Below are 12,780 nucleotides of genomic sequence, written 5' to 3' on the forward strand. Positions count from 1 at the left end.
TCAATTTACGTCTTTATGCTTCTTTTGCTTTGCTTCTCGATGCACGTTTACGTTCGTTTTCGGTCAATAACTTTTTGCGTAAGCGAATACTTTGAGGCGTTACTTCTACGAGTTCGTCATCATCGATAAACTCTAGTGCTTGCTCAAGCGACATTTTGACTGGCGGCACAAGCGTTTGCGCTTCGTCTGTCCCTGACGCACGTACATTCGTTAACTGCTTGCCTTTGAGCGCATTTACCGTTAAATCATTGTCGCGGCTGTGGATACCAATCACCATACCTTCATAGACTTCTACACCATGACCGATAAACAAACGACCACGTTCTTGTAAATTAAAGAGGGCGTTTGTTAGCGCTTTACCAGCAGCGTTGGCAATAAGAACACCATTTTTTCGCTGGCCAATGTTGCCACCTTTATGCGGACCATAGTGATCAAAGGTGTGGTACAGCAAACCAGAGCCTGATGTGAGCGTCATAAACTCAGTCTGAAACCCAATTAGCCCGCGACTTGGGATCATAAAGTCCATACGAATGCGACCACGGCCGTCAGGCGACATATTAGTGAGCTCTGCTTTACGTAAACCTAACTGCTCCATCAAAGAGCCCTGATGCTCTTCTTCACAATCAATGGTAAGTGTTTCGAAGGGCTCAAGTAGCTGACCGTCTTCTTCTTTTAAAATAACTTCTGGGCGCGATACGGCCAGCTCGTACCCTTCACGACGCATGTTTTCGATTAAGATACCAAGGTGCAATTCACCGCGGCCCGATACTCTGAATTTATCAGGATCCTCGGTTTCTTCAACGCGAAGTGCCACGTTGTGGATAAGCTCATTTTGCAAGCGCTCTAAAATGTTTCGTGAGGTAACAAACTTACCTTCTTTGCCTGAAAAGGGTGAGGTGTTGACTTGAAATGTCATAGTTACAGTGGGCTCATCAACCGATAACGGAGGAAGCGCTTCAACCGCATTCACGTCGCATACAGTGTCAGAAATTTTCAACTCGCCTAAGCCGGTAATAGCAACAATATCTCCTGCTGAAGCTGAATCTACGTCGTGGCGCTCAAGCCCTAAATAACCCAAGACTTTACCAATTTTTCCGTTGCGCTTGTCACCGTTCGCCATTGCAACCGTTACCTGCTGGTTAACTTTCACGGTTCCGCGCTTAATACGCCCCACACCAATTACGCCAACATAACTGTTGTAGTCAAGCTGAGAAATTTGCATTTGGAATGCACCGTCGGGGTCTGCATCTGGCGCAGCAACTTGCTCAACGATGGTTTTGAACAATGGCGTCATGTCGTCAGAAGCGACATCAGCATCGTTCGATGCCCAACCGTTTAAGGCTGATGCGTACACAACTTGGAAGTCCAGCTGGTCGTCGGTGGCGCCAAGATTATCGAACAGGTCGAAAACCTGGTCCATAACCCAATCAGGACGAGCGCCAGGTTTGTCGATTTTATTGATTACAACAATTGGCTTTAAACCTTGAGCGAATGCTTTTTGAGTGACAAAGCGCGTTTGTGGCATTGGCCCCTCTTGCGCATCAACTAGCAACAACACTGAGTCGGCCATGGACATCACGCGCTCTACTTCTCCGCCGAAATCAGCATGCCCTGGTGTATCTACAATGTTGATTCGGTAGTCATTCCAGTTGATAGCGGTGTTTTTTGCCAATATCGTAATGCCACGCTCTTTCTCAATATCGTTTGAGTCCATTACTCGCTCTTCTGCGTCACCGCGGCTGGTGAGCGTGCCAGATTGCTGGAGCAATTTGTCGACCAAAGTGGTTTTTCCATGGTCTACGTGGGCTATGATGGCGATATTTCTTAAATTAGCGATGGAAGAAGGCATTATTTACTCTCAAAACAAAAACGCATCCGACTGATGTACATCTACATATTTTTATGTAAAACACAGGAGGCGACAAAATTGGGGGCGGATTGTACAGTTTTATTGGTCTGGGTGCTAATTTATTTGATGCTACCGCTAAGGCCATGATAGGAAAGCGAAAAACCGCATTGCACCAAAATAGTTCAATGCGCCGATCAATGCTTTTTTTTGGTGCGTCTGAAGGCTATATTTACAATATCTCACATCGTTTAAACGATAGATTTCATACACTTAGATTTAGATGGCAGATGGCATGAATATGGCTTATAGTGACCTCAGTGGAAATAGTAAAACAACATCGTCATTATTATGAATCGTGACTGAATCAGTACTGACTGAATACCGCTATTGTAAACACCCATCATCGTAATACACACAACAGACTTTTTTTGGAGGACTATATGTCAATTGAGTCGGCACTAGAATTAATAAAGGAAAGCGAAGCGAAATTTATCGATTTACGCTTCACAGATACGAAAGGAAAAGAGCAACACGTGTCTATTCCTTCCCACCAGGTAGATGAAGACTTTTTCGAAGAAGGTAAGATGTTTGATGGTTCTTCAATCGCCGGCTGGAAAGGCATCAATGAGTCAGACATGGTACTCATGCCCGATGCAGAAACCGCCGTGCTTGACCCTTTCGCCGAAGAAACTCAAATCAATATCCGTTGTGACATTTTAGAACCTTCTACCATGCAAGGATATTCACGCGACCCACGCTCAGTAGCAAAACGCGCTGAAGACTACTTAAAGTCAACGGGTATCGGCGACACGGTCCTATTTGGACCAGAGCCAGAGTTTTTCTTATTTGACGACGTTAAGTTCCATACTGACATGTCAGGTTCTTTCTATTCAATCGACTCTGAAGAAGCTAAGTGGAACTCAGGTTCCGACTATGAGGGCGGCAACATGGCTCACCGTCCAGGCGTTAAAGGCGGCTACTTCCCTGTTCCACCTGTGGACTCTGCACATGATATGCGCGCTGCAATGTGTATGGTCATGGAAGAGATGGGTCTAACCGTTGAAGCGCATCACCACGAAGTAGCGACTTCAGGCCAAAACGAAATTGCTTGTTTGTTCAACTCATTGGTCAAAAAAGCCGATGAAATCCAAATTTATAAGTATGTTATCCACAACGTTGCTCATGCATATGGCAAATCAGCCACGTTTATGCCTAAACCACTTGTAGGCGATAACGGCTCAGGCATGCACTGTCACCAATCAATTAGTAAAGACGGTACCAATATCTTTGCTGGCGACAAATATGCGGGTCTTTCTGAAGAAGCATTGTTCTATATTGGCGGAATTATCAAGCACGCACGCGCAATCAATGCCTTTGCGAATGCTTCTACAAACAGCTACAAGCGCTTAGTACCAGGATTCGAAGCGCCGGTGATGCTTGCATACTCTGCTCGTAACCGCAGCGCCTCAATTCGTATTCCTTACGTCACCAGCGATAAGGCTCGCCGAATCGAAGTCCGCTTCCCTGACCCAACGGCTAATCCATACTTAGCCTTTGCTGCGATGCTAATGGCAGGAATCGATGGAATCAAAAACAAGATCCATCCTGGCGATTCTATGGATAAAGACTTGTACGATCTTCCAGCAGAAGAAGCAGCTAGCATTCCTCAGGTGGCGAGCTCACTTGACCAAGCGCTTGCAGCACTCGATGCAGATCGTGAATTCTTGACTGCTGGCGGCGTAATGAGCGACGAGATGATTGATGCTTATATTGAGCTAAAATCTGCTGAAGTGGAAACATTGAACATGACAACTCACCCAGTTGAGTTCGATATGTACTACAGCGTCTAGAGCAAACGCGCACTAAAATCTTAAGCCCGCATTACTGCGGGCTTTTTTATTGCTCCTGATTGGTATTGCTGATTTTTGATTCCTGCCGATAATACACTAAAGCGGATTTAGAGCCTGTCGTTGCAGACTAGTACCGGGCACAGCGCTCGTGACCTATTTGATTTTATAGTATATTAGTACCCGCTTCATAACGGCGCTTACAGCCTTTGTTTTCAGATAAGGCCTACATGAATGTTGGCCAGGAGTTTATCAATGCGCATTGTTTCAGGTTTAATTACGCTAAGCGCTTATTTCGTGGCGACACTGATTTGCCTTAGCGTTGACACTTATGCCCTAGCTAACGATAAGATCTATAAAATTGTCAATGCGGATGGTTCAATTACTTTCTCAGACAAACCTGCCAATGGCGCAACTGAAGTAGAACTATCGGGCAATACCGCAAATGTGCAAGCGCTTGTCGCCGTACCGCAAGCCTCTACAAGTGCACCGCAAAACGAGCCTGCTATCAAATATCAGTTACTTATTACGAGCCCTGAGCCAGAAGCAACGATTCGAGATAACAGCGGTAATGTAAGTATCTCGGCTAAGATTACACCCTCTGCCAATGGTACTTACAGACTCACCTTTGCAGGCACTGAATATCGGTCTACTTCAGGCGTTTTTTCGTTGACTGACATAAACCGAGGAGAGCACAAATATAAGGTATCCTTCATCGATAACTCGGGCAAGCTTATTGCATCGTCGGAGCAAAGAACGCTGTATTTGCATCAAGCGTCCATATTGATAAGACCATCAGTAAATTAATCTATAATTTTTTCAATTACTTAGCTAAAACGAATAGCCTATTATAGAGAATAAAAGTCTGCATAGTCTTTTCACTCGCATGCTGTAGAATGATGCAATGCACCAATATTGTGCGAAGGCTCTGAACCATGTCTCCTCAAGACAATCAAATCGATATTATCGATCTCAACGACAGTATGAAAACAGCGCTTATCGTTGTAGATGCTGATATGCAAGTGTGTTACATCAACGATGCAGCGCTCGGCCTACTTGAGACCGGTTTAACACAAGCGAAGGAGCGCCCGTTAGATGACTTCTTCCTGCCAAATAGTTTAGATAAGAATCGCTTTATTCTCGCGCTTGAAAATGCCGAAGAATTTAGCGAATCTGAGTTACAGCTGTTTTTTAAGGATGGTCGCGCCGTCACTGTGGACTTGCACGTCACCTTATTGGACTACGAAAGCCGCAAACACTTGCTCATTGAAATACTTGCCATTGACAAGCAACGTAAGATATCCCAAGAAACTCAGCAGCATGCGCAGCAGATGGCTGCAAAAGAGCTTATCCGAGGCCTTGCTCACGAAATCAAAAACCCACTCGGAGGCATTCGCGGCGCCGCACAGCTTTTAGGAAAAGAATTGACAGATCCTGCCCACAATGAGTTTACGCAAATGATTATCGACCAAGCGGACAGGCTGCGAGCTTTGGTTGACAGGCTTTTAGGACCCAATTCCTTACCTCAAAAGCGATTGTGTAATTTGCATCAAATCATAGAAAAAGTCCGCTCGGTCATCGTTGCAGACACCACGTACAACATTGATGTAGAGCGTGATTACGATCCTTCCATCCCTGATATCTATGCCGACCCTGACATGCTCCAGCAGGCACTATTGAACATTGCCAGAAATGCGAATCAGGCGCTCAAAAATGCGAAAGTGGCTCAGCCAATTATCGGTTTCAGAACGCGTGTTGAACGTCAATGCACAATCAAAGGTAAGCGGCACAATCTGTGCGCGATGGTTAGCATTATTGATAACGGTCCGGGCATTCCCGATGCTATCAAAGACACCTTGTTCTACCCCATGGTCACAAGTAAACGCACCGGCTCTGGTTTGGGCTTATCTATCGCGCAAACGCTTGCAGACCATCATGATGGGAAAATTGATGTTGAAAGCTACCCCGGATATACCGAATTTACCCTCCATTTACCCTTAATCACTAAGGACAGTAACACATGATTGAACCAGTATGGATTGTCGATGACGACAGCTCTATAAGATGGGTATTAGAAAAAGCGCTTAAAGCCGCGCAAATTGGCTGCATGAGCTTTGATAATCCTGAAGATTTGCTTTTGCAAATTCAGTCAGGCAAATCACCGCAAGTGATTATGTCTGACGTAAGAATGCCGCAAATGGACGGTATGACCTTACTCGAAGAGGTTCAACACCACTATCCTGAATTGCCGTTTATCATTATGACCGCACACTCAGACTTAGACAGTGCAGTGAATGCCTATCAAGGCGGTGCGTTTGAGTATTTGCCCAAACCTTTTGATATCGACGAAGCCATTGAGCTAATTAAAAGAGCCTTGGAGCACGCAAAAGAAACTACGGCGTCTAAACAATCTGATGAAGCAAATGTCAGTAAGGAAATTATTGGCGAAGCGCCTGCCATGCAAGAAGTGTTCAGGGCAATCGGAAGGCTGTCTCGCTCCTCTATCAGCGTGCTCATTAACGGACAATCTGGTACAGGTAAAGAGCTTGTGGCTCAGGCGCTTCATAAACACAGTCCTAGAGCGAAAGAAACCTTTGTTGCTTTAAACATGGCGGCTATTCCAAGTGATTTAGTCGAGTCTGAACTGTTTGGACATGAAAAAGGCGCGTTTACAGGCGCACAAAACGCTCGTCAGGGTCGTTTTGAGCAAGCTAACGGCGGAACCTTATTCTTAGATGAAATTGGCGATATGCCTCTAGAAGTGCAAACGCGACTGTTAAGAGTATTGGCCGACGGACAGTTTTATCGTGTTGGCGGCCACCAGAGCGTGAGTGTGGATGTGCGAATTATTGCAGCGACTCACCAAAATTTGGAACAGCGTGTCGCACAAGGCAAATTCCGAGAAGATTTGTATCATCGTTTGAATGTTATTCGTATTCACATTCCCTCGCTCAATGAGCGGCGGGAAGATATTCCATTGTTGGCCAAACACTTTCTGGCAAAAGCCTCTCAAGAACTTGGTGTGGAGATGAAAACACTGTCAAAAGACGCCTCAATGCGCCTTGAGGAGCTTACTTGGCCCGGCAATGTCCGACAGCTTGAAAATACTTGCCGATGGCTAACTGTGATGGCAAGCGGACAGGAAATACTGCCCAACGATCTACCACCTGAGCTTTCAACCACAAACGCAGAGGTGGAGGAAGCGAGTAAACAAGATGATTGGACGGTGTTGCTTTCGCACTGGGCTGACAAGCAACTAGTGGCGGGTAAAAATGGTATTCTAGACAGCGCATTAATGGATTTTGAACGCATACTGCTTGATTGCGCCCTAAAACATACTCACGGGCACAAACAAGAAGCTGCGAAACGTTTGGGCTGGGGACGAAACACCCTTACACGTAAGTTGAAAGAGTTAAAGGTTGATTAATGCACCTGAACTACGGCTAAGAAGCTACTGAAGCTGGAAATCAGGCGGTTTTGGCGTAGCTATCGCTTGATAAACGCTGCCAAATATCGTGGCTTGTTGCCAGCTCAAGTTGCTCTTTTAATATCGCTTTAAGGTCGTCTTCGCTGGTAAGTGGATTAGCCAGTACCACTCTAAAAACAGTAACGGGTTTATTTTTGTATTGTTCAATTTCGATGCGAGTTCTGGATACAAACGACTTGCCCGCCTCTCGCTGCTGCTTTTGAATAGACACCGTTAGCTCGTCTAACTGCTGATTAATAGCATGTTGAACTCTCGAATCTAGAGAGGCTAAATCTTGCAAAACCTTTGGCCTAAGTCGATAGGTTAACAATGAGAGCATCGGCGATGTCATCAGTTCAAAACTATCGTGTTCGTCAATCATTGCCGCAAAGCTTTGCGCTTGCTCAATAGAGCGGTCAATCAACAGTTCATAGCCGCGCCTACCTAATATATGAAAAGACGAATACACCATCATCGCCATTCCGTTTCGAGAGCCTTCCAAGGTCGTAGCACCTAAATCTTTAGAGCCCTCGCGCAAAATGTACTGTGCATGATGACGCACTGCACTGCTTGCTGTTGGGTCTTTAAAAATCGTCATGCCCGCGCCCATCGGCACATACATTTGTTTGTGGGCGTCAATGGTAACCGAGTCAGCCTTTTCAATACCTGCAAGCTTATGACGATATGTAGATGAGAAAAGCGTTGCGCCCCCCCAAGCTGCGTCAACGTGAAACCAGCAGCCAAGCTCTTTAGCAACATCCGCTAACTCACTAAGTGGGTCGACATGCCCTGTCTCGGTTGTGCCTGCAATACCGATGATGGCTAATAATTTATTGCCCTGAGCCTGATACTCTTTGCCTTTGGCAAGTGCCTGCTCAGGCGTGAGTACTTGTTTCGGACTATCTATACTGAGCATGTTGTCTCGGCCAATTCCCAGCACGTCAACAGTTTTTCCTAACGAATAATGTCCACGGCGTGAGCTCATAATGCCAAGATTGTCGATATTGTAATGCCTGTAAGCGGCTACCAGGCCGGCTTTACTAACCCCTGAGAACTCACCATCTGCGCCCAATAGCAGGTTTCGTGCTACCCACAGCGCGGTAATATTTGCAATTGTTCCCCCTGAACAAAATGCACCGAGCGCGTGACTGGCGCTATGTAAATAGCGCTCATAAAACTCATCGTCTTGTTCGTAGATAAGGTTATGAAGCATACCGAGGGTTTGACGCTCTAGCGGCGTGAAGGCCTTTGAAGTTTCAATTTTGACTAGATTTTGATTCAAGCCCACCATGAGCTTTGAAAGAGGCAAATGAAAATAGGGCAAAGCCGATGTCATGTGCCCGATAAAAGTAGGCGAGTAAGTGTTGACCGAATGCGCAACAAGCTTATCAAGTAAGTCTTCTGCATGCGTTGAAACAAACTCGGGAGAGTCTGGAACGCTTGCGCTGGAAAAATCCTGCTCGATGTCTTCAAGCGACGTCTTTTTAGTGACGACATGCTGTGACAGAAAATCAGACACGTTATCAGATAAGTGTCTTTCAATTTTTGCGAGCGTAGAATCATCATGCTCAGGCTTGGTGAACACCCGAAACAAGTGCGCTAAGCTTACGTCTGCTTTTGCCAAGAGTTGAGTCCAAATAAATAATAGCTTTGCACTTTACCCCAGAACCGGGGTGTTTGCCAAACTACCACCGCAGATATACCTGCAATGGCCAGCGCTTTTGCAAAAAATTACCAATAAAATTAAAGACATTGAGATTTTGGCTGATAACAAGATATAGACCAAAATTTAATCAGGATACATTGTGCAAGCACAGCACTCGCCACCTCAGTTTCACGCTCAAGATCTCGTTGAGCACGTCGTACCCTACTATCAGCCTATCTACTCGCTAATGAAAAACACAGTGGTGCGATACGAATGCCTTGCAAGATTGCTGGATGCGCAGCAAAACATTTACATGCCAAATGAGTTTTTGTATATCGTTGAGTACCACGAAGACACCGCGAATATGACCTCTCGCATCTTGGAAATGTCTAGAGCCTACTGCGGTCCACGTCAAATTAGCTGGTCAGTCAACCTATTTGATAATGATTTATCAGACAAGAAGCTGCTCAACACAATTACACACATGTGCAAAGAAAGCTCAAATAAACTCTGCGGCATAGAGCTGCATTTTGACTCGATAAAGCATGATCTTGTGAGCGTGGCAAACATGTGTAAAGACAACCCTAATATGCACGTTACCGTTGACGATATCCAGGCGCGAGATATAAACAAATTTGCAACCGAGTTATATGCATTAGTCGCAAGCGGTGTTCATGCAATCAAGGTGAAAGCAGAAGTGTTCAATCATTGCGAACTAGACGAAAGCGCCGAGCACGAAAAGGGCAGTCATTCACAGAGCTACTCACAAGTCATCCGTGCACTTCAAGCGCATTGTAATGCACATCAATGCGGCCTAATTGCTGAACACATAGAGGATGAGAGAACCCTAAACGCCGTTAAAGCCGCTGGCATAGAATTTGGCCAAGGATACTTCTTGTCTCAACCCTCATCCAAAGTCGTGCCTATCCACAGCGCCTGACCAGAAAGCGCATACTTGCGCTCAAAAGGTGTGATTGCATCATTTGGACTGTTGAGTAAAATCTGCTCACAGGTCATCGTGAGTGCGTAAATGCCCATGGCAATTACAAACTCTTCTACAAATACTTTCCAGTTTGAACGCAGCTCTATGTTTGAACAACACTCAAGCATGTTGGGGAATACCGGGCTCGCATGCCAGCGCTTACCCACTTGTGATTTTTTAGGATAGGGGTTTGGATAGAGCAAATACTGCTTTGTGATACGCCATTGCAGCGTCTTTTTATTGCCGTGTAGGTAGGTGCTCAATAAACGCCAAAAGTCATTTAAATCCGCTTGTACAATAAGGTATTGATCAAACCTTTGCGCAGTTGACGCATGGGTAGATTGATAGTGGTTGTGTTTTTCGATACGCGATAATGACTTATCAATGCCAATAATTTTTGCTTTTGGATGTTTTTCACATAATTTAAGCGTACTTTGTCCGACGCCACAGCATGCATCAATAACTACGTCTGAGTCCCAGGTGGATAAGAATGCGAGCATTTGCTCAAAGGCAGCTTTCGTATGCTCTGCTATAGGACGTTGAAAGGCAGTGTGTTTATGCTTGTTGACCAGCGCCTCTAAATTATCATGAGGCGCAACTTGATTGCTTTGAATTTCTCGGGCCTGCTGTGTCACCTAGCTTCGCGTCCCGACACCTTTTTTAAGTAAGCGATAAGCTACTAAAAACAGCGCAAAATTAAACCCAATTAGCAGCGCTAATGACATCATGTAATTGACGTCAGACACCCCTAAAAAGCCAAATCTGAAACCATTTACCATATACACAATGGGGTTGGCTTTGCTGACGATTTGCCAAAACTCAGGCAATAAGGTCAACGAATAGAAAACGCCTCCGAGATACGTTAGCGGAGTCAGCACAAAGGTGGGTATAACGCTTATGTCGTCAAACGATTTGGCATATATGCCATTAATTAAACCCGCAGTCGCAAACAAGGTGGATGTCAAAATAAGCGTGATGACAATCACCAAGAAATTATGGATTTGTAAATCCACGAAGAAAGTCGACACGCTTATGACAATCACACCAATCAGCATCGCCCTGGCAACACCGCCACCAACAAAGCCTAGTATCACCACCCAAGTTGGCACTGGCGCCACCAAGAGCTCTTCAATGTTACGCTGAAACTTGGCACTAAAAAACGATGACGATACATTTGCGTAAGAGCTGGTAATGATCGACATCATGATAAGGCCTGGCACGATAAACTCCATGTAGGTAAAGCCGCCCATATCGCCAATTCGTTTTCCAATTAAGCTACCGAAAATGACAAAGTACAAAGACATCGTAATGGCTGGAGGCACAAGCGTTTGCACCCAAATCCGCAAAAAGCGTGTGCACTCTTTGATCCAAATGGTTTTTAAAGCAACAAAGTTGCGTGAGGTCATCATGCGCTTAGCTCCTCTGGTTTAGCTTTGCCAGATTCAACTAATCGGACGAAGAGCTCTTCCAAGCGGTTCGCTTTGTTACGCATGCTCATTACTTTCATATTTTGTTCAGATAAGTATTCAAAGACTGCGTTTAGACCAACTTCTTTGGGCACGTCAACTTCCAGTGTTTGATCATCGGTAGCTCTAGTTTCAAACTCGGGAATGTTGACTGAAGCAGCACCGCTTGCAAGGTCAAAAACAAAGGTCTCTACATTTAAAGTAGCGAGTAAGGCCTTCATGCTGGTGTTTTCAACGATGATACCTTTGTCAATGATCGCGATATTGCGACAAAGCATTTCCGCTTCTTCCAAATAGTGCGTGGTAAGAATGATGGTTATCCCCTGTTCGTTTATCTCTTTGAGGAACTTCCACATGGAACGGCGTACTTCGATATCAACCCCAGCTGTAGGCTCATCTAAGATCAGCATTTTTGGCTCATGCATCAGCGCTCGCGCAATCATCAAGCGTCTTTTCATTCCGCCTGAGAGTTCCCGTGCCGAAGAATTGCGCTTCTCCCATAAATCTAACTGTTTCAAATATTTTTCGGCACGCTGCTTGGCAAGCTTTCTTGGAACGCCGTAATAGCCAGCTTGATTGACCACAATTTGTTGTAATGTTTCGAACTGGTTGAAGTTAAACTCTTGGGGCACCAAGCCGATGCAAGTTTTGGCATCTACTTCCTGAGCCACAGAATCAAAACCAAATACCTTTACCGACCCAGCGCTTTTGTTAACCAATGAACAAATAATACCGATTGTGGTGGATTTACCTGCTCCGTTTGGCCCTAACAGCGCAAAAAAGTCACCTTGACCAACCTCTAAGTCAATGCCTTTTAGTGCTTGAACACCACCGGCATAGGTTTTCTCAAGCCCAGATATGTCGAGTGCTTTCATTAATATCTCTGTAAAATTGATGTGTTTTTTGAAATTTAGTGCGCTTTGTTCGAATAATTGAGGACGGTCGCGCGTTTATGTCAATGCAAAGAATAATAGTGTAGCATTCTGCGCGCTTGCAGGCATATAACTATTGGCTATGTTGCATAAGTGAGCAGGTTTGCTGATAGGTTTTCTGAATAACAAATGCATCTGAGCTAGCTCTGTGTCGCACAAGCCCACATTCGCTAATGACTTTTGTTTTAGCATCGTCCCAGATGGCAAATTGAGACTCTGTCATCACCATCTCGATAGAGGACAATTTAAAGGCCATATGCACTTTGCATTCTGAAAAGAGCTTTATCACCCAAGTATAATCTACAACCCAGGCATCTGAATAAAGCGTTTGACCGTTGGCGAATTCGTTTAAAGCAACGCAAACCTCTACTGGGTCGTCGCCATGCGTGGCCAGGATCTCAGGGCTAATGCCGTGGATAGATTGTGCTTGGGCATCCCAGTGAGTCCAATGCGGAAGAGGTTTAATCAAACGGCAGAACTTTGCACCATTAGGAAGCACTACACCAATCTCAATTGGATAGCTTTGTGCGCCGAAGCCAGAAGCCTCTACATCAATAATACTAATGACATCTAGATGTTTGATAGCTTAACAA

General features: G+C 45.1%; 11 protein-coding genes. 5 read left to right on the forward strand and 6 right to left on the reverse strand.

Annotated features, from left to right (window positions below; translation table 11 throughout):
• Positions 1 to 13: 13 nt before the first annotated feature.
• Complete coding sequence (typA, locus tag PN836_RS09940; RefSeq protein WP_395345249.1) at positions 14 to 1,849, reverse strand: translational GTPase TypA; 1,836 nt, start codon at positions 1,847 to 1,849, stop codon at positions 14 to 16.
• Positions 1,850 to 2,289: 440 nt separating this feature from the next.
• Between typA and glnA the strand changes: the two genes are divergently transcribed.
• The 4 genes from glnA to glnG all read left to right on the forward strand — a co-directional run bounded on the left by glnA (position 2,290) and on the right by glnG (position 7,123).
• Positions 2,290 to 3,699: a glutamate--ammonia ligase gene (glnA, locus tag PN836_RS09945; RefSeq protein ID WP_395345252.1), complete on the forward strand. Its 1,410-nt coding sequence runs from the start codon at positions 2,290 to 2,292 to the stop codon at positions 3,697 to 3,699.
• A 252-nt stretch (positions 3,700 to 3,951) separates the two neighbouring features.
• Entirely contained in the window at positions 3,952 to 4,503 is a 552-nt protein-coding gene (locus PN836_RS09950) for a DUF4124 domain-containing protein (RefSeq protein WP_395345256.1), read from the forward strand.
• 128 nt (positions 4,504 to 4,631) lie between these two features.
• A complete protein-coding gene (gene glnL, locus PN836_RS09955; protein WP_395345259.1) occupies positions 4,632 to 5,720 on the forward strand; it encodes a nitrogen regulation protein NR(II) in 1,089 nt (362 codons plus the stop codon).
• Positions 5,717 to 7,123: a nitrogen regulation protein NR(I) gene (gene glnG / locus PN836_RS09960; RefSeq protein ID WP_395345262.1), complete on the forward strand. Its 1,407-nt coding sequence runs from the start codon at positions 5,717 to 5,719 to the stop codon at positions 7,121 to 7,123. The genes glnL and glnG overlap by 4 nt, the downstream gene beginning before the upstream one ends.
• Before the next feature lie 40 nt (positions 7,124 to 7,163).
• Here glnG and panP read toward each other — a convergent pair whose 3' ends face one another.
• Positions 7,164 to 8,786: a pyridoxal-dependent aspartate 1-decarboxylase PanP gene (gene panP / locus PN836_RS09965; RefSeq protein ID WP_395345265.1), complete on the reverse strand. Its 1,623-nt coding sequence runs from the start codon at positions 8,784 to 8,786 to the stop codon at positions 7,164 to 7,166.
• Between the two features lie 181 nt (positions 8,787 to 8,967).
• Between panP and PN836_RS09970 the strand changes: the two genes are divergently transcribed.
• Positions 8,968 to 9,747: an EAL domain-containing protein gene (locus tag PN836_RS09970; protein WP_395345268.1), complete on the forward strand. Its 780-nt coding sequence runs from the start codon at positions 8,968 to 8,970 to the stop codon at positions 9,745 to 9,747.
• On the opposite strand, the gene PN836_RS09975 is transcribed toward PN836_RS09970, so the two are convergent.
• The 4 genes from PN836_RS09975 to PN836_RS09990 form a co-directional block, all read right to left on the reverse strand.
• Positions 9,708 to 10,424, reverse strand: coding sequence for an SAM-dependent methyltransferase (locus PN836_RS09975; RefSeq protein WP_395345271.1), 717 nt, complete (start codon positions 10,422 to 10,424; stop codon positions 9,708 to 9,710). The two genes, PN836_RS09970 and PN836_RS09975, sit on opposite strands and share 40 nt — an antisense overlap.
• On the reverse strand, positions 10,425 to 11,195 hold the full coding sequence (locus PN836_RS09980) for an ABC transporter permease (protein WP_395345598.1): 771 nt from the start codon (positions 11,193 to 11,195) through the stop codon (positions 10,425 to 10,427).
• Positions 11,195 to 12,130 (reverse strand): ABC transporter ATP-binding protein, encoded by a 936-nt coding sequence (locus PN836_RS09985; RefSeq protein WP_395345273.1) that lies wholly within the window; start codon positions 12,128 to 12,130, stop codon positions 11,195 to 11,197. The genes PN836_RS09980 and PN836_RS09985 overlap by 1 nt, the downstream gene beginning before the upstream one ends.
• A gap of 130 nt (positions 12,131 to 12,260) precedes the next feature.
• Positions 12,261 to 12,656 (reverse strand): hypothetical protein, encoded by a 396-nt coding sequence (locus PN836_RS09990; RefSeq protein WP_395345275.1) that lies wholly within the window; start codon positions 12,654 to 12,656, stop codon positions 12,261 to 12,263.
• Positions 12,657 to 12,780 lie beyond the last annotated feature (124 nt).

Origin of the sequence: Ningiella algicola (genome assembly GCF_028401415.2) — a bacterium.
Taxonomy (GTDB): Bacteria; Pseudomonadota; Gammaproteobacteria; order Enterobacterales; family Alteromonadaceae; genus Glaciecola.

Excerpts from the sequence above, each read along its gene's own strand:
- typA (WP_395345249.1), bottom strand. The coding sequence starts at position 1,849 with ATGCCTTCTTCCATCGCTAATTTAAGAAATATCGCCATCATAGCCCAC.
- glnA (WP_395345252.1), top strand. The coding sequence starts at position 2,290 with ATGTCAATTGAGTCGGCACTAGAATTAATAAAGGAAAGCGAAGCGAAA.
- PN836_RS09950 (WP_395345256.1), top strand. The coding sequence starts at position 3,952 with ATGCGCATTGTTTCAGGTTTAATTACGCTAAGCGCTTATTTCGTGGCG.
- glnL (WP_395345259.1), top strand. The coding sequence starts at position 4,632 with ATGTCTCCTCAAGACAATCAAATCGATATTATCGATCTCAACGACAGT.
- glnG (WP_395345262.1), top strand. The coding sequence starts at position 5,717 with ATGATTGAACCAGTATGGATTGTCGATGACGACAGCTCTATAAGATGG.
- PN836_RS09980 (WP_395345598.1), bottom strand. The coding sequence starts at position 11,195 with ATGACCTCACGCAACTTTGTTGCTTTAAAAACCATTTGGATCAAAGAG.
- PN836_RS09985 (WP_395345273.1), bottom strand. The coding sequence starts at position 12,130 with ATGAAAGCACTCGACATATCTGGGCTTGAGAAAACCTATGCCGGTGGT.